Here is a 15093-nt window from a genome sequence, read left to right on the forward strand (position 1 = left end):
GATTATTTCCTCTTCGCCTTCTTATCCGCGCCGTGACCGTAATAGGTCCGGGTCGGAGCGAATTCACCGAACTTGTGACCGACCATGTCCTCGTTCACCGAGACGGGAACATGCTTCTGGCCGTTGTAGACACCGAAGGTGAAGCCGACGAACTGCGGCAGGATGGTGGAGCGACGGCTCCACATCTTGATCACCTCATTGCGACCACCTTCACGAACCTTGTCCACCTTCTTGAGAAGGTAGCCGTCNCGGTCGCCTTGTTGGACCGCGTCTTCTTGCCCTTGGTCGGCTTGCCCCAGGGCGAAACCGGATGGCGGCCACCCGAGGTGCGGCCTTCGCCGCCGCCGTGCGGATGGTCGACCGGGTTCATGGTCACGCCGCGATTGTGCGGGCGCTTGCCACGCCAGACCGTGCGACCGGCCTTGCCGTCATTGATGTTGCCGTGGTCCGGATTGGACACCGCACCGACAGTGGCCATGCAGGAGCCGTGAACGACACGCTGCTCGCCCGAATTGAGGCGCAGGATCGCCATGCCCTGGTCACGACCGACCAGCTGACCGTAACCACCTGCCGAACGGGCGACCTGAGCGCCCTTGCCCGGCTTCAGCTCGATGTTGTGGACGATGGTGCCGACCGGCATCGAAGCCAGCGGCATCGCATTGCCCGGCTTCACGTCGACCGATTCACCGGAGACGATCTTGTCGCCGGGAGCCAGACGCTGCGGAGCGATGATGTAGGACAGCTCGCCATCATCATACTTGATCAGCGCGATGAAGGCGGTGCGGTTCGGATCGTACTCAATGCGCTCGACCGTGCCGACGACGTCGAACTTGCGGCGCTTGAAGTCGATGATGCGGTACGAACGCTTGTGACCACCGCCGATGAAGCGGGCGGTGATGCGACCGTGATTGTTGCGGCCGCCCGACTTGGTCAGGCCTTCGGTCAGACCCTTGACGGGCTTGCCCTTGTAGAGGCCCGAGCGGTCGACGATGACCAGCTGACGTGTGCTGGGCGTTACCGGGTTGAATTTTTTCAGTGCCATTGTTCTGTCCTCGCGGCCTTACTCAGAGACCCGTCGCGACGTCGATCGACTGACCATCGGCCAGCGTCACAACCGCCTTCTTGACGTCGCTCTGGCGGCCAACCGTGCCACGGAAGCGCTTGATCTTGCCCTTGCGGACAAGCGTGTTCACGGCCATCACCTTGACGCCGAACAGCGCTTCGACGGCGGCCTTGATTTCCGGCTTCGACGCCTTCTTGGCGACGTTGAAGACGACCTTGTTCTGCTCGGAGGCCATGGTCGACTTTTCGGTGATCGCCGGCGAGACGATCACGTCGTAATGACGAAGGTCGGTCATTTAAAGCGCTCCTCGAGAGCCTCGACGGCGGCCTTCGAAAGGACCAGCGTGCCGCGGCGCAGAATGTCGTAGACGTTGATGCCCTGGATGGGCAGCACGTCGATGTTGGGGATGTTCGTCGCCGCCAGCTTGAAGTTCTTGTCAAGCTCGGCGCCGCCGATCAGCAGAGCGTTGGTCAGGCCCAGCGTCGCGAAATTCGCGATCAGCGCCTTCGTCTTGGCCTCGGTCAGCTTCAGCTCGTCGATGATGATGATCGACGCGCTCTTGGCCTTGGCCGAGAGAGCATGCTTGAGGCCGAGAGCACGAACCTTCTTCGGCAATTCGTGCTCGTGGCTGCGAACGACCGGGCCGTGGGCCTTGCCGCCGCCACGGAACTGCGGAGCGCGTGCCGAATGGTGACGGGCGCGGCCCGTACCCTTCTGCTTGTACATCTTGGCGCCGGTGCGCGCGATCTCGGCGCGACCCTTGGTCTTGTGCGTGCCCTGCTGCTTCTTGGCAAGCTGCCAGCGCACGACGCGCTGCAGGATGTCTTCGCGCGGATCAAGGCCGAAAATCTCGTCGGAGAGTTCCACCTTGCCGGCGTCCTTGCCGCCCAGCGTTGTGATCTTGAGATCCATTATTCCGCTCCCTCTGTGGCCGGAGCCTCGTTCTTGGCGCCACTTTCGGCAGCAACGGCGCGGATCGCGGCAGGCTTCGGCGCATTGGCCGGCAGTGCCACCTTGGCCGCATCGCGGACCAGGATCCAGGCGCCCTTCGATCCGGGAACCGCACCGCGGATCAGGATCAGGCCGCGGTCGGCGTCGGTCGATACGATCTCGACATTCTGCGTGGTGACGCGGGTGTCGCCCATGTGGCCAGCCATATGCTTGCCCTTGAACACCTTGCCCGGGTCCTGGCGCTGGCCGGTCGAACCGTGCGTACGGTGCGAAACCGAGTTACCGTGCGTTGCACGGCCACCGCCCATGTGGTGGCGCTTGATGACGCCCTGAAAGCCCTTGCCGATCGTCGTGCCCGTCACATCGACCTTCTGGCCGGCGACGAAGTGCTCGACAGTGATCTCGGCGCCGACATCGATCATGTTGTCGGCGGAGACGCGGAACTCGGCGACCTTCGCCTTCGGCTCGACGGAAGCGGTCGCGAAATGGCCGCGCATCGCCTTCGACGTGTTCTTCACCTTGGCAAGGCCAACGCCGAGCTGAACGGCGGTGTAGCCATTCTTCTCTTGCGTGCGCTGGGCCACGACCTGGCAGTTCTCCATCAGGAGAACGGTGACGGGAACATGTTCCCCGGCATCGTTGTAGATGCGGGTCATTCCCACCTTCTTTGCAATCACACCTGAACGCATCGGTTCAATTCCTTTAGAGTTCCGGGCCAGGGGCACCGCCCCTTACCGCGCTCTCATTCCCTTAGAGCTTGATCTCGACGTCGACGCCGGCGGCCAGATCGAGCTTCATCAAAGCATCGACCGTCTGCGGGGTCGGATCGACGATGTCGAGCAGACGCTTGTGCGTGCGCATCTCGAACTGCTCGCGGCTCTTCTTGTCGACGTGAGGCGACCGGTTGACCGTGAACTTTTCGATCCGCGTCGGCAGCGGAATGGGGCCGCGGACGTTTGCACCGGTACGCTTGGCCGTCGACACGATTTCTTTCGTCGAGGCGTCGAGCACGCGGTGGTCAAACGCCTTAAGGCGGATGCGGATATTCTGTCCGTTCATGCGTCACTTCCTTGTTCTGGCGCGGCGCGGGCAACTCCCGCGCCCGCGACAGATCGGTTTAAGTCCAAATTACTCTTTGATGGTGACGACGATGCCGGCACCGACGGTGCGGCCGCCTTCACGGATAGCGAAGCGCAGCTTCTCTTCCATGGCGATCGGCACGATCAGCTCGACATCGACCGTGATGTTGTCGCCCGGCATCACCATCTCGGTGCCTTCCGGCAGCGACACGATGCCGGTCACGTCCGTCGTGCGGAAGTAGAACTGCGGACGGTAGTTGGTGAAGAACGGCGTGTGACGGCCACCTTCGTCCTTGGTCAGGATGTAGGCTTCGGCCACGAACTTCTTGTGCGGCTTCACCGTGCCCGGCTTGGCCAGAACCTGACCGCGCTCGACACCTTCACGATCAACGCCGCGCAGCAGCGCGCCGATGTTGTCGCCAGCCTGGCCCTGATCGAGCAGCTTGCGGAACATTTCCACGCCCGTGCAGGTCGTCTTGGTCGTCGGACGGATGCCGATGATCTCCAGCTCCTCGCCGACCTTGACCACGCCGCGCTCGACGCGGCCGGTCACGACCGTGCCGCGGCCCGAGATCGAGAACACGTCTTCGATCGGCATCAGGAACGGCTTGTCGAGCGGACGAACCGGCGTCGGGATGTAGGCATCGACCGCAGCCATCAGCTCGCGGATCGCGTCTTCACCGATCTNAGCGGACGAACCGGCGTCGGGATGTAGGCATCGACCGCAGCCATCAGCTCGCGGATCGCGTCTTCACCGATCTTCTTGTCGCTGTCTTCCAGAGCAGCCAGAGCCGAACCCTTGACGATCGGAATGTCGTCGCCGGGGAATTCGTTCTTGGTCAGAAGCTCGCGAACCTCGAGCTCGACCAGTTCGAGCAGCTCGGCGTCGTCGACCTGGTCGACCTTGTTCAAGAACACCACGATCGACGGCACGCCGACCTGACGGGCCAGCAGGATGTGCTCGCGGGTCTGCGGCATCGGACCGTCGGCAGCCGACACGACCAGGATCGCGCCGTCCATCTGCGCGGCACCGGTGATCATGTTCTTCACATAGTCGGCGTGGCCGGGGCAGTCGACGTGAGCGTAGTGGCGGGCAGCCGTCTCGTATTCGACGTGCGCCGTCGAGATCGTGATGCCGCGCGCCTTTTCTTCAGGGGCAGCGTCGATCTGGTCGTAGCGCTTGTATTCGCCAAAATACTTGGTGATCGCCGCCGTCAGCGACGTCTTGCCATGGTCGACGTGGCCAATCGTGCCGATGTTCACGTGAGGCTTGTTACGCTCGAATTTACCTTTGNACCGATCTTGGTATCGGCTTCCTGGCCGAGCACGTCTTGCCATGGTCGACGTGGCCAATCGTGCCGATGTTCACGTGAGGCTTGTTACGCTCGAATTTACCTTTTGCCATTGTCTCTTTCCTTGGACGGCCCGGATCTTCAGTTCGGTCGAAGACCTTCAGTTCAGTCGAATGCGGGGCGATTAGCGACAAAGGCCAAAAAACACAAGCGTCTTTTGGCCGGGTGCCGTCTCACTCAGTCCGAACCATCGATCCGATTGCGGGGATATGACGAAGATATAGGAAGGCTCTGGGCAAAATGAAGGGGTAGCGGGCCGACCGATCGAGGCCGCGAAAGCGCTGGCTTGCTTGCCCGGCCCTGTCTGATTCATGGCCAGGCCATGGACCATTGCCGCCACCACCCGCCTCTGATCTTGTGGCCAGATGCATTTCATCCCTGCCTCTATCCGCGGCCCGCTGTTCATGATCGTCTCGACGGGATCGTATCTCGTCAACGACACGATGATGAAACTCGCGACGGCAGGCCTGCCGTCCTACGAAGTGCTGTTTCTGCGGGGTGCCGCGGCTGCGCTCTGGGGCTTCCCGCTGTTGTTCGCGCTGGGCTACGGCAAGCAGATCCCGCTGATCTTCGACAAGCGCGTACTGAGCCGGAACGTGCTCGAGCTGGCGGCGATCCTTTGCTATGTGGTCGCGCTCGCCAATATGCAGATTGCCGATTCCACCGCGCTCGGACAGATCACGCCGCTCTTGATGCTGGTCGGCTCCTCGATCCTGTTTGGCGAACGGATCGGCAGCCGTCGCATGGCGCTCATCGGGCTCGGTTTCGTCGGCGCGCTGATGGTGGCGCAGCCGACCATGCAAGGCATTTCGGTCTACGCCCTGCTGGCGCTCGGCAACGCAGCCCTCGCGGCGGCGCGTGACCTCGCCGGCCGGCGGGTCTCGGCCGAGGTGCCGGGGATGATCGTGGCGATTTCCGCCGTCGTGGTGGTGCTGATCGGCGCCGGCGCCGCGCATCTGGTTTCAGAGCGCTGGGTCATGCCCCAGGCACATCACCTGCTGCTGATGGCGGGTGCTGGATTTTTCCTGATCTTCGGCCATTTCTTCATCTTCATGGCCTATCGCATCGGACCGACCAGCGCCGTGGCGCCGTTCTACTATTGCTTCACCGTCTGGGCGGTCATTTCGGGCCTGCTGGTGTTCGGGCAGTTCCCCAACACGCTGGCCATTTGCGGCATTCTGCTGGTCGTCGGCAGCGGGCTGACCATCGTCTCGCTGGATCAGCGTCAGCGCCGGCTGGCCGTCGTCGCCTGACGCATGTCGCCCAAAAGGGGCCCCGGTTTTGGGAGAACGACGTGCATAAACAAAACCTGGAGCCTCCGCATCCAAGCACCCGCGCATGAGCAGTTGCCGGGCCGAAAAAGATCGTCTACTCGGCGAAGCATCGTTCGTTCGACGACGACATGATCAATCAGCCAAGGGAGTTCCCCGTGACCGATTTTGACCAGAACAAGAGCTCCGACGCCGAGCACAAGGCCGCTATCCGCAAGTCGCTTGTCGGCTGGGCGGTGTTCATCGCCGGAACGCTGATCTTTTTCGTCGCCGCCGATGCAGTGTTGATGCCATAGACGAGCCGCTGCACGTACAGGCCTGAAGCCGGTCTTGCCTTCGGAAACTCGAAACCTCAGACGATCCGCAGGTGCCTAAAGCGTCCGCCTTGCGCTGAACTGATGGTAGGCCCACAGCACGACCACCGCCCCAACCACCGCGACGATCAGGCTGGAGATGTTGAGACCGGTGACACCCACGCCAAAGATCTGGCTGCAGATCACGCCGCCGACAATGGCGCCGACGATGCCGAGGACGATATCCATGATCAGGCCCTGGCCGGTCTTGTTGACGATCTTGCTGCCCAGGAAGCCGGCAATGGCGCCCAGAATGATCCAACTGATGATACCCATTTTTTCCTCTCCATCCCCTCGCCAGCCGACATTTTCATAGGATTGTCAAAACCTCAAGCCAGCTTGAAATTCTGCCCGAATGCTTCATTGTTGATGAGGGGTCGGGCCTTGGTCGCTATGGAGGATCCACGATGGGACTTTTTGACAACGCCGTTCCCGGCGGCAACATCACCAAACCCCTGATGATCGCGCTCGGCGCATTGCTGGTCGGCAAGATGCTGAGCGGCAGAAGTGCCGAAGAGCCAGAACAGTCTCCCGCGCCCGCTCCGACCGCCCCCGTCCCGACGGAAACCACATCCGCCGATGGTGGCCTGGCTGGCGGATTGGGCGGCCTGCTCGACAAGCTCAGAAATGCCGGCCACGGCAATGCCGCCGACTCCTGGGTCGGCACCGGGCAGAACCAGCCGATCAATGCCAACGATCTTGGCACCGCGATCGGACCGCAGATCATTCGCGAGATCGCGCAACGGACTGGGCTGGACGAGCAGGAACTGCTCAAGCAACTGTCCACCGCCCTGCCCGGTATCGTCGACAGACTGACGCCGAACGGCCAGGTGCCGCAGCAGCACCAGGTCGCCACCGCGTTCAACAGCTGACGCGGCACAGCCACGACAATTGGAGCACTGCGCGCCTCGTGCGCAGTGTTTCGGCTTGCCGGTGATGGGATAAGTGTCTGGAGCGGGTAGCGGGAATCGAACCCGCATATTCAGCTTGGAAGGCTGCTGCTCTACCACTGAGCTATACCCGCGCCGTTCCTGAAGTACCGGATTCATCCGAAAAGCGCCATGCACTTTTCGGTCCGATTCTTGTCACGTTTCAGGGCTTCCGGGCCGGCAGTGGTGGAGAGGGTTGGATTCGAACCAACGTAAGCTAAGCTAACGGATTTACAGTCCGTCCCCTTTAACCACTCGGGCACCTCTCCAGTCTGCCGCCGGAGCCATGCAACGAGGCATTCACGCCGATCCGGACCCGAGTTATGTGTTCTCCGAAACCAGCGCAGCGCCTTATGGCGGCAAGCCCATTGGGTGTCAACCGCGCAACCATGGTTTTTCGTTTCTGTTCGCCGGCTGTGACGGCGGGCCATATCCTTGGCCGGAGGACACAGCTATAGAAGCCAGCCATGAGCGACAAAACCAACACCCCCAAAGACACCCATTACGCCAAGCTGCGCCGCGCCTATCGCGACGAGAAAAGCGGCGGCGCGCCGGCGTTCCGGCCCCGACAGCCGGTTCCGCCGGGCGAAAATGCCGCGGATGGCCTGGTGCGGCTCTACGGCCTGCACACCGTGCGCGCCGCACTCGACAATCCGCGCCGCAAGATTAGGAAGATGCTGGTGACGCGCAACGCGGCCGAGCGCCTCGAAATCGCCGATCTCGCCGCCCTGCCCTTCAAGACCGAACTGGTCGAACCCAGGGACATCGACAAGATCACCGGGTCGGACGCCGTGCATCAGGGTGTGCTGATCGAGGCCGAGCCGCTGAAAGCCAAGCGGCTCGATGCGCTTGGCGACGCGAAGCTGGTGCTGGTGCTCGACCAGATCACCGACCCGCACAATGTCGGCGCTATCCTGCGCTCGGCGGTCGCCTTCGGCGCCGGCGCGCTGATCACCACAGCCCGCCACAGCCCGCAGGAATCGGGCGTGCTGGCGAAATCCGCCTCCGGCGCGCTGGAGCACATCGACCAGATCGAGGTGAAGAACCTCGCCGACGCACTCGGCCAGTTGCACGAGGCCGGCTTCCGCACCATCGGACTTGATTCGGACGCGCCGGCCGAACTCGAAAAGAGCTTTGCCGGAGAAAAGATCGCCTTGGTGCTGGGCGCCGAAGGCAAGGGCCTGCGCCAGAAGACGCGCGAGACGGTGACCACGCTGGCGCGGCTCGACATGCCCGGCGCCATCCATTCGCTCAACGTGTCGAATGCCGCGGCGATCAGCCTTTACGTGGCGCGGGCGTTTTTGAAGCGCGGCTAAGCCAAAAATATCTCGAAACGAGAAACGGGTTCCGACAGACGCCGGAACCCGTTCTTCGACGGGCCAAGAGTTTGCGGCTTGGGAACGTTGCGCCGCCCTCTCCTGACCTATGCCGCTTTGCCCTTGGCGTCGGCTGCCTCGCTGCCGACCTCGAAATTGGCCATCCGCTCCAGCGCCCTGACCAGCGCCGAATGATCCTCCTTGGCGCCGCCATTGGCCGCGCAGGAATTGAACAGCTGCTGAGTCGTCGAGGTGTTGGGCAAGGAAACGCCGAGCGCCTTCGCGCCCTCCAGCGCGAGGTTCAGATCCTTCTGGTGCAGTTCGATGCGGAAACCAGGCGCGAAGGTGCGCTTGACCATGCGCTCACCATGCACTTCCAGAATGCGCGAAGCCGCCAGCCCGCCCATCAGCGCCTGCCTGACCTTGGCCGGGTCGGCGCCAGCTTTCGATGCAAAAACAAGCGCTTCGGCGACGGCTTCAATGGTCAACGCGACGACGATCTGGTTGGCCACCTTGGTGGTCTGGCCAACCCCGTTCGGCCCGACCAGGGTGATGTTCTTGCCCATCTTCTCGAAGACGGGCTTGGCGCGCTCGAACGGCTTTTCCTCGCCGCCGGCCATGATGGTCAGCGACGCCGCCTTGGCGCCAACCTCGCCGCCCGAGACCGGTGCATCGAGATAGTCGCAGCCGAGATCGTTGATCTTCTTTGCGAAGATTTTGGTCTCGATCGGCGAGATCGAACTCATGTCGATGACCAGCTTGCCCTTGGCCAGGCCGGACGCGACGCCATTGTCGCTAAACAGCACATCGGCCACCTGCGGAGTGTCGGGCACCATCAGGATGATGATGTCGGCAGCTTTGGCCACGGCGGCGTGGCCGGTGACGGTCTTCAGGCCTTTGGCGACGAGATCGGCCGGCGGCTTGGAGCGATGGTCGCTGGCGATGACCTTGTAACCCGCGTCCAGCAGATGCCCCGCCATCGGCGCGCCCATGATGCCGAGGCCGATGAAGCCGATGGTTTCCATTGTGGTTCTCCAAATGACTGTGTGAAACGCCCCCTAGTGCTTACGCCGCAGCACTTCCCTGCCCGGCCAACTCCGAAGCCACCCCAAGCCAGCCTCCGTCCCGGCCTTCGGCTTGTACTCAGCCCCGACCCATCCGGCATAACCGATGCGGTCGATATGCTCGTAGAGGAAGGGATAATTGATCTCGCCCGTCCCCGGCTCGTGACGGCCGGGATTATCCGCAAGCTGAATATGCGCGATGCGGCCAAGGTTAGCCTCGATGGTCCGGGCGAGATCCCCCTCCATGATCTGCATGTGATAGATGTCGTATTGCAGGAACAGGTTTTTCGAGCCGACGCGATCGATCAGCGCCAAGGCCTGATCGGAATAGTTGAGGAAGAAGCCCGGAATATCGCGCGTGTTGATCGGCTCGATCAGCAGCCTGATGCCGGCCTGCTCCAGCTTTTCCGCCGCGAAGGCGAGGTTTTCGGCAAAGACATCCTCCAGCACCTTGCGGTCGGCGCCCGCCGGCGCGATGCCGGCCAGGCAATTGACCTGCTGGCAGCCGAGCGCCTGCGCATAGGCGATCGCCTTGGCGATGCCCTGGCGGAATTCCGGCACACGGTCCGGCAGCACCGCAATGCCGCGTTCGCCCTTGCCCCAGTCGCCGGCCGGAAGATTGAACAGCACCTGGGTCAGACCGTTCTTCTTCAGCCGGGCCGCGACGACATCGGGCGCATGGTCGTAGGGGCCGATATATTCGACGCCCTTGAAGCCGGCGCGAGCGGCGGCATCGAAACGGTCGAGGAACTCATGCTCGCCAAAGAGCATCGAAAGATTGGCTGAAAACCGCGGCATTCTTTTTCTCCTAATCCAACATCACGATCGCTGTCGGCGCATCTTCCTGATGTTCGGCAAGCTCCTCGAATTCGGTGATCTTGTCGATCTCGGTACCCATCGAGATGTTGGTGACGCGTTCGAGGATGAATTCGAGCACGACCGGAACCCGGTGCTCCTTCATCAGCCGCTGCGCCTCCTTGAAGGCACCAGCGAACTCTTCGGGCTTGCGCACCCTGATCGCCTTGCAGCCCATGGCCTCGGCGACGGCAACGTGGTCGACGCCGTAGCCGGCCTCGGGATCGCCTGACCGGTTGATGTTCTCGAAGGCAAGATCGACCTCGAAATCCATCGAGAAACCACGCTGCGCCTGGCGGATCAGGCCGAGATAGGCGTTGTTCACGACGACATGCAGATAGGGCAATTTGTGCTGTGCGCCGACCGCCAGTTCCTCGATCATGAACTGGAAATCATAGTCGCCCGACAGCGCCACGATGGTGCGGTCCGGGTCGGCGGCGCGAACGCCAAGGGCCGCCGGCAAGGTCCAGCCGAGCGGGCCGGCCTGGCCGCAATTGATCCAGTTGCGCGGCTTGTAGACATGCAGGAACTGCGCGCCGGCGATCTGCGACAGGCCGATCGTGGTGACATAGGTGACGTCGCGGCCGAACGCCTTGTTCATCTCCTCATAGACACGCTGCGGCTTCAGCGGCACCTGGTCGAAATGCGTCTTGCGCTTCATGGTCTTCTTGCGGGCCTGGCATTCCTTCGCCCAGCCGGACCAGTCGCGCAGCTTTCCAGCCGTCTTCCATTCGGTGGCGACGTCGAGCAGCATCTTCAGTGCGGCACCGGCATCCGAAACGACGCCGAGATCCGGCGCGAAGACACGGCCGATCTGCGTCGGCTCGATGTCGACATGGATGAATTTTTTGCCCTTGGTGTAGACATCGACGGAGCCGGTGTGGCGGTTGGCCCAGCGGTTGCCGATGCCGAAGACGAAGTCGGCTTCCAGCATCGTCGCATTGCCATAGCGGTGCGAGGTCTGCAGTCCGCACATGCCGGCCATCAGCCGGTGATCGTCGGGGATCGCTCCCCAGCCCATCAAGGTCGGGATGACCGGCACGCCTGAAATCTCGGCGAATTCGATGAGCAGATCGGACGCATCGGCGTTTATGATACCGCCGCCGGCGACGATCAGCGGCTTTTCGGCGGCGTTGAGCATCGTCAACGCCTTTTCGGCCTGGGCGCGTGTCATGGCCGGCTTGAACGGCGTCAACGGCTCATAGGCGTCGATGTCGAATTCGATTTCGGCGAGTTGCACGTCGACCGGCAGGTCGATCAGCACCGGGCCGGGACGTGACGAGCGCATCAGGTGAAACGCCTTCTGCAGCGCCATCGGGACGAGATAGGGTTCCATGACGGTGACCGCCCATTTGGCGACCGGCGCGGCAATGGCTGATATGTCGACGGCCTGGAAATCCTCCTTGTTCAGCCGCGCCCGCGGCGCCTGACCAGTGATGCACAGGATCGGAATGGAATCCGCGGCGGCCGAATAGAGCCCGGTGATCATGTCTGTGCCGGCTGGACCCGAAGTGCCGATGCACAGGCCGATATTGCCCGCCTTGGCGCGGGTGAAACCTTCCGCCATGTGCGAGGCGCCCTCGACGTGACGGGCAAGCACATGGCGGATCGTGCCCCTCGCCTTCATTGCCGAATAGAACGGATTGATCGCCGCGCCCGGAACGCCGAAAGCGCAGGAAATGCCTTCCTTTTCGAGAACGAGAACCGCGGCATCGACAGCGCGCATCCTGGCCATTTTCCAGCCCTCCACAGGGTTTGTCATTGTTGGATTGGCTAAGGATGTCAGCACGCCGGCTATTTTTCAATTTTTTCAGAATATTTTTCCATTTCTAGAAAACGGCAGCTATATGCTGATTTTGTTGGATTTTCCGTTTTCCAGGAATTCAGTCGCAGCTTGAGTGAAAAACTTTTTCATTGTGCGTTCGGCGAAATCGTCCGAGAATGACGCCATGGAAACCACCGAAAAACGCCAGCGCGGCCGGCCGCGCGCTTTCAACGGGCCGGAGGCCAGTTCGGTGCAGTCGCTCGATCGGGCGTTGCGCATCCTGGCCATTGTCGCGGAAGGCAGTGGCCTGTCGCTGAGCGAAATATCGGCGCAAAGCAGCCTTGCCGCCTCCACCGCCTACCGCATGCTGACGACGCTGCAAAACCACGGCATGGTCGAATTCGACACCAGCGACCAGCTATGGTCGATCGGCGTCGAGACTTACCGCATGGGCGCGGCGTTCCTTCGCCGCCGCAAGCTGGTCGACCGCGCCCGTGTCGTTATGCAGGAGCTGATGGAGAGGACCGGCGAGACCGCCAATCTCGGCGTCGCCGAGGATGATTGCGTGGTCTTCGTCAGCCAGGTCGAGACGCATCAGGCGATCCGCGCCTTCTTCCGGCCGGGCACGCGCAGCCCCTTCCATGCGTCGGGCATCGGCAAGGCGGTGCTGGCGCATCTCGAGCCGGAGCGCGTCGGAACCATCCTGCGCAAGGCCGGACTGCAGCGCTTCACCGACCGGACGTTGTCCGACATTTCGGCGCTTGCCCACGATCTGGCGCGGATCAAGCTGCGCGGCTGGTCGGTCGACGACGAGGAGCGGCACCCCGGCATGCGCTGCGTGGCAGCCGCCATCTTCAACGAATTCGGCGAGCCTATCGGTGGCGTCTCGGTGTCGGGACCGACCGTGCGGGTGACGCCGGAGCGGCTCGCCGAGATCGGCCCGCTGGTGCGCGATGCCGCCGCCGAGGTGACGCGGATGATCGGCGGCATCAGGGCGACCTGACGGTCCGATCGTTTCAAGCACAGCGAAAAGAGGGGCTGCGGGGCGCCCCTCTTCTGGCTGATTGAAACGCCACCTCCTCTCAGAGACGGCAGTAGTGGCGATAGCCGTCGTGGCCGAGATAAGTGTCGGAGTCCGCATCATAGCTCTGGTAGCGGTCATAGCAGCGGCGGACGTGCCACGAGCCGCCGCCTTCGTCGACATAGACGGTGCGCGGCTGGGCGAGCAGGCTGCCGAGGACAAAGCCGCCGACGCCGGCCGCAATGCCGATGCCGATTTCGCGGTTGTGGTGATGGCTGTGGGCGGCCGAGGGCTGGACGGTGCCGGCCAGCGTGGCGGCGGCAACTGCAGTGGCGATGAGGCCGGAAACGAGTGTGCTCTTGAACATGACGATCTCCTTGCTTCGTTGACCGAGGCGATCCATCCGCCTCTTGATCATCTGTCGTCGCGGCCAGGAAAAAGGTTCGAATTTTTTTCGATTTTTCTGGGATCGGGGAAATCGGACCGACCGAGGTCATGCTGACGGCGACCTTGCGAGAGCTTGGCGAAGAAGTTGATGCGGCTGATCTCCCCCCTTGCGGGGGAGATGCCCGGCAGGGCAGAGGGGGGTGCTGTCCCGCCAGCTTGTCAACCAATCAGGGCGAGGCAACCGCACGGACAAATAGAGAAAGTTCATGGGGAAGCCGGTGATCCTTCACACCCCCCTCTGTCCTGCCGGACATCTCCCCCGCAAAGGGGGAGATCGGCAGCTTTGCCGTCCCACTTCACAAAGTGATCGCCCAACGCGAAAAGGGCGGCCGAAGCCGCCCTTTTGGAAGAATGGGTCCCTCCATCAAAGGAAAATGATCACCCTGCCATGCCTGTGGTGATGGTTGTGGTGATGGTTGTAGTGCTTCCACCAGTACTTCTTGAAGTGCTTCTTGTGATGGTTGTAGTTGTGGTGATGGCCGTGCATGCCGTGGGCTGACGACGTGCCGACAGTGCCGGCGAGCGCGCCGGTGGCGACGAAGATGGCGACGAGGCCTGAGGTAAGAGTGCGCTTGAACATGATGATCTCCTGGATCTTTTGATCGAGGCGACCCATTCGCCTCTAACCATCAGTCGGCGCGGCGCGGCAAAAGGTTCGAAGGGCTGGAGATTTTTTGTGGGGCGCCATTGGCGCAAACGAGCAACGACGGCAAGGGACACCAATGAACCGTCGCCCCCTATTCCCCTATTCCCCTATTCCCCTATTCCCCTATTCCCCTATTCCCCTATTCCCCTATTCCCCAATTTCCTCACCCCATGCCCGTCACATGACGCAGCCAGAACGCCAGCGCGATGAAGCCGATGATGGTGGTGACGCCGGTCCAGTCGACATTGGCCTTCTTCACATCGCTGATGATCTTCACCAGCAGCATCCAGGCCACGAAGATGATCGGGAGAATGATGACAAATCTGATCATGCGACACCCCTGCGCGAAGCGATTGCACCTCCCCTAGATGTAGGAAGCGATCCGGCGCTTTTCAGCATGCCCTGCCCCGACAGCGCATGGGACATGCCGGGAAAAAATGGAGTTTTGTCTTTACTGGCGCAACAAATATGCTAACCGGAGCGCCGTGCCCTTGTAGCTCAGCTGGTAGAGCAGCGGTTTTGTAAACCGAAGGTCGGCGGTTCGATTCCGTCCGGGGGCACCAGCACAGTGCGGCAATTGAGTAAATTCAGATAGTTAATCTATTGTCCTCGAGTCGATCCGCCGCCTGATCCACCTTGGAAATCATGCACTTACCGGCGAGAATATCCGCCCCGGAGCATCACCATGTGGAAAGCCCGCCACCGTGCGGCGGCGGGATTTATTGAAGATTAGAACGGCACCTTCCACGCTCCGCTCTCGAATTTCCGGATAATGCCCGCGTCGAAACCTGACTGCCATTCCTCGCCGGCGTTGAGTTTCATTCCAGAGGTTGTGGCGGCGCCGGTGTTCGGCCGCGGAAGTCCGGAACTCCTCGAGGGATGCCTGTTTGCACCGGCCTTCCTGATACCTAGTCGCCGAATTCAGGCGCAGCAACTTAGTCCACAGGTGTGACTTCCTAGCTACATACAAAGTTGCAGGCT

Annotated in this window: 18 protein-coding genes, 3 tRNA genes and 1 pseudogene; 6 read left to right on the forward strand and 16 right to left on the reverse strand. The window is 62.0% G+C overall.

Annotation, left to right across the window (positions count from 1 at the left end; genetic code table 11):
- Positions 1 to 2 precede the first annotated feature (2 nt).
- The 7 genes and pseudogenes from rpsS to X735_RS01000000166015 all read right to left on the reverse strand — a co-directional run bounded on the left by rpsS (position 3) and on the right by X735_RS01000000166015 (position 4431).
- On the reverse strand, positions 3 to 299 hold the full coding sequence (rpsS, locus tag X735_RS0134445) for a 30S ribosomal protein S19 (RefSeq protein ID WP_031213501.1): 297 nt from the start codon (positions 297 to 299) through the stop codon (positions 3 to 5).
- Positions 191 to 1042 (reverse strand): 50S ribosomal protein L2, encoded by an 852-nt coding sequence (gene rplB, locus X735_RS147130; RefSeq protein WP_023812085.1) that lies wholly within the window; start codon positions 1040 to 1042, stop codon positions 191 to 193. The genes rpsS and rplB overlap by 109 nt, the downstream gene beginning before the upstream one ends.
- Before the next feature lie 22 nt (positions 1043 to 1064).
- Positions 1065 to 1358, reverse strand: a complete 294-nt coding sequence (locus X735_RS147125) for a 50S ribosomal protein L23 (protein WP_013531424.1) — start codon at positions 1356 to 1358, stop codon at positions 1065 to 1067.
- Positions 1355 to 1975 carry a 50S ribosomal protein L4 gene (gene rplD, locus X735_RS147120; protein ID WP_013531423.1) on the reverse strand — a complete coding sequence of 207 codons (621 nt, stop codon included), beginning with the start codon at positions 1973 to 1975 and terminating at the stop codon, positions 1355 to 1357. Before rplD ends, X735_RS147125 begins: the two co-directional genes overlap by 4 nt.
- Positions 1975 to 2703 carry a 50S ribosomal protein L3 gene (gene rplC / locus X735_RS147115; RefSeq protein WP_013531422.1) on the reverse strand — a complete coding sequence of 243 codons (729 nt, stop codon included), beginning with the start codon at positions 2701 to 2703 and terminating at the stop codon, positions 1975 to 1977. Before rplC ends, rplD begins: the two co-directional genes overlap by 1 nt.
- A gap of 61 nt (positions 2704 to 2764) precedes the next feature.
- On the reverse strand, positions 2765 to 3073 hold the full coding sequence (rpsJ, locus tag X735_RS147110; protein ID WP_010909272.1) for a 30S ribosomal protein S10: 309 nt from the start codon (positions 3071 to 3073) through the stop codon (positions 2765 to 2767).
- Between the two features lie 69 nt (positions 3074 to 3142).
- Positions 3143 to 4431, reverse strand: a pseudogene (locus tag X735_RS01000000166015) (elongation factor Tu).
- A gap of 379 nt (positions 4432 to 4810) precedes the next feature.
- On the opposite strand from X735_RS01000000166015, the gene X735_RS147105 reads away from it, so the two are divergent.
- Complete coding sequence (locus tag X735_RS147105) at positions 4811 to 5698, forward strand: DMT family transporter (RefSeq protein WP_023812086.1); 888 nt, start codon at positions 4811 to 4813, stop codon at positions 5696 to 5698.
- Between the two features lie 176 nt (positions 5699 to 5874).
- Positions 5875 to 6012 (forward strand): hypothetical protein, encoded by a 138-nt coding sequence (locus tag X735_RS1000000169305; protein ID WP_164778452.1) that lies wholly within the window; start codon positions 5875 to 5877, stop codon positions 6010 to 6012.
- A gap of 75 nt (positions 6013 to 6087) precedes the next feature.
- Here X735_RS1000000169305 and X735_RS147100 read toward each other — a convergent pair whose 3' ends face one another.
- The gene (locus X735_RS147100) at positions 6088 to 6345 is read right to left on the reverse strand and encodes a GlsB/YeaQ/YmgE family stress response membrane protein (protein WP_023812088.1); all 258 of its coding nucleotides are present in this window, start codon (positions 6343 to 6345) and stop codon (positions 6088 to 6090) included.
- Positions 6346 to 6476: 131 nt separating this feature from the next.
- On the opposite strand from X735_RS147100, the gene X735_RS147095 reads away from it, so the two are divergent.
- The gene (locus X735_RS147095) at positions 6477 to 6941 is read left to right on the forward strand and encodes a YidB family protein (RefSeq protein ID WP_023812089.1); all 465 of its coding nucleotides are present in this window, start codon (positions 6477 to 6479) and stop codon (positions 6939 to 6941) included.
- Between the two features lie 78 nt (positions 6942 to 7019).
- Here X735_RS147095 and X735_RS147090 read toward each other — a convergent pair.
- A tRNA-Gly gene (locus X735_RS147090) sits at positions 7020 to 7093 on the reverse strand.
- A gap of 89 nt (positions 7094 to 7182) precedes the next feature.
- Positions 7183 to 7267 (reverse strand) — tRNA-Tyr (locus tag X735_RS147085).
- Between the two features lie 198 nt (positions 7268 to 7465).
- Between X735_RS147085 and rlmB the strand changes: the two genes are divergently transcribed.
- Entirely contained in the window at positions 7466 to 8314 is an 849-nt protein-coding gene (gene rlmB, locus X735_RS147080; protein WP_023812090.1) for a 23S rRNA (guanosine(2251)-2'-O)-methyltransferase RlmB, read from the forward strand.
- A 107-nt stretch (positions 8315 to 8421) separates the two neighbouring features.
- On the opposite strand, the gene X735_RS147075 is transcribed toward rlmB, so the two are convergent.
- Genes X735_RS147075 through gcl form a run of 3 tightly spaced genes read right to left on the reverse strand, consistent with a single transcriptional unit; the run spans position 8422 to position 11968 of the window.
- Entirely contained in the window at positions 8422 to 9339 is a 918-nt protein-coding gene (locus tag X735_RS147075) for a 2-hydroxy-3-oxopropionate reductase (protein ID WP_023812091.1), read from the reverse strand.
- Positions 9340 to 9372: 33 nt separating this feature from the next.
- Positions 9373 to 10176: a hydroxypyruvate isomerase gene (gene hyi / locus X735_RS147070; protein WP_023812092.1), complete on the reverse strand. Its 804-nt coding sequence runs from the start codon at positions 10174 to 10176 to the stop codon at positions 9373 to 9375.
- 10 nt (positions 10177 to 10186) lie between these two features.
- Entirely contained in the window at positions 10187 to 11968 is a 1782-nt protein-coding gene (gene gcl, locus X735_RS147065; RefSeq protein ID WP_023812093.1) for a glyoxylate carboligase, read from the reverse strand.
- Positions 11969 to 12182: 214 nt separating this feature from the next.
- Here gcl and bhcR point away from each other — a divergent pair, with 214 nt between their 5' ends.
- The gene (bhcR, locus tag X735_RS147060) at positions 12183 to 13001 is read left to right on the forward strand and encodes an HTH-type transcriptional regulator BhcR (RefSeq protein ID WP_023812094.1); all 819 of its coding nucleotides are present in this window, start codon (positions 12183 to 12185) and stop codon (positions 12999 to 13001) included.
- A gap of 79 nt (positions 13002 to 13080) precedes the next feature.
- On the opposite strand, the gene X735_RS147055 is transcribed toward bhcR, so the two are convergent.
- The 3 genes from X735_RS147055 to X735_RS1000000167705 form a co-directional block, all read right to left on the reverse strand.
- Entirely contained in the window at positions 13081 to 13386 is a 306-nt protein-coding gene (locus tag X735_RS147055) for a BA14K family protein (RefSeq protein WP_023812095.1), read from the reverse strand.
- Positions 13387 to 13830: 444 nt separating this feature from the next.
- Positions 13831 to 14046 carry a hypothetical protein gene (locus X735_RS147050; protein ID WP_023812096.1) on the reverse strand — a complete coding sequence of 72 codons (216 nt, stop codon included), beginning with the start codon at positions 14044 to 14046 and terminating at the stop codon, positions 13831 to 13833.
- 229 nt (positions 14047 to 14275) lie between these two features.
- Positions 14276 to 14443 (reverse strand): hypothetical protein, encoded by a 168-nt coding sequence (locus tag X735_RS1000000167705; RefSeq protein ID WP_013531392.1) that lies wholly within the window; start codon positions 14441 to 14443, stop codon positions 14276 to 14278.
- A 156-nt stretch (positions 14444 to 14599) separates the two neighbouring features.
- On the opposite strand from X735_RS1000000167705, the gene X735_RS147045 reads away from it, so the two are divergent.
- Positions 14600 to 14675 (forward strand) — tRNA-Thr (locus X735_RS147045).
- Positions 14676 to 15093: the final 418 nt, after the last annotated feature.

Origin of the sequence: Mesorhizobium sp. L2C084A000, assembly GCF_000502875.1 — a bacterium.
GTDB lineage: Bacteria > Pseudomonadota > Alphaproteobacteria > Rhizobiales > Rhizobiaceae > Mesorhizobium.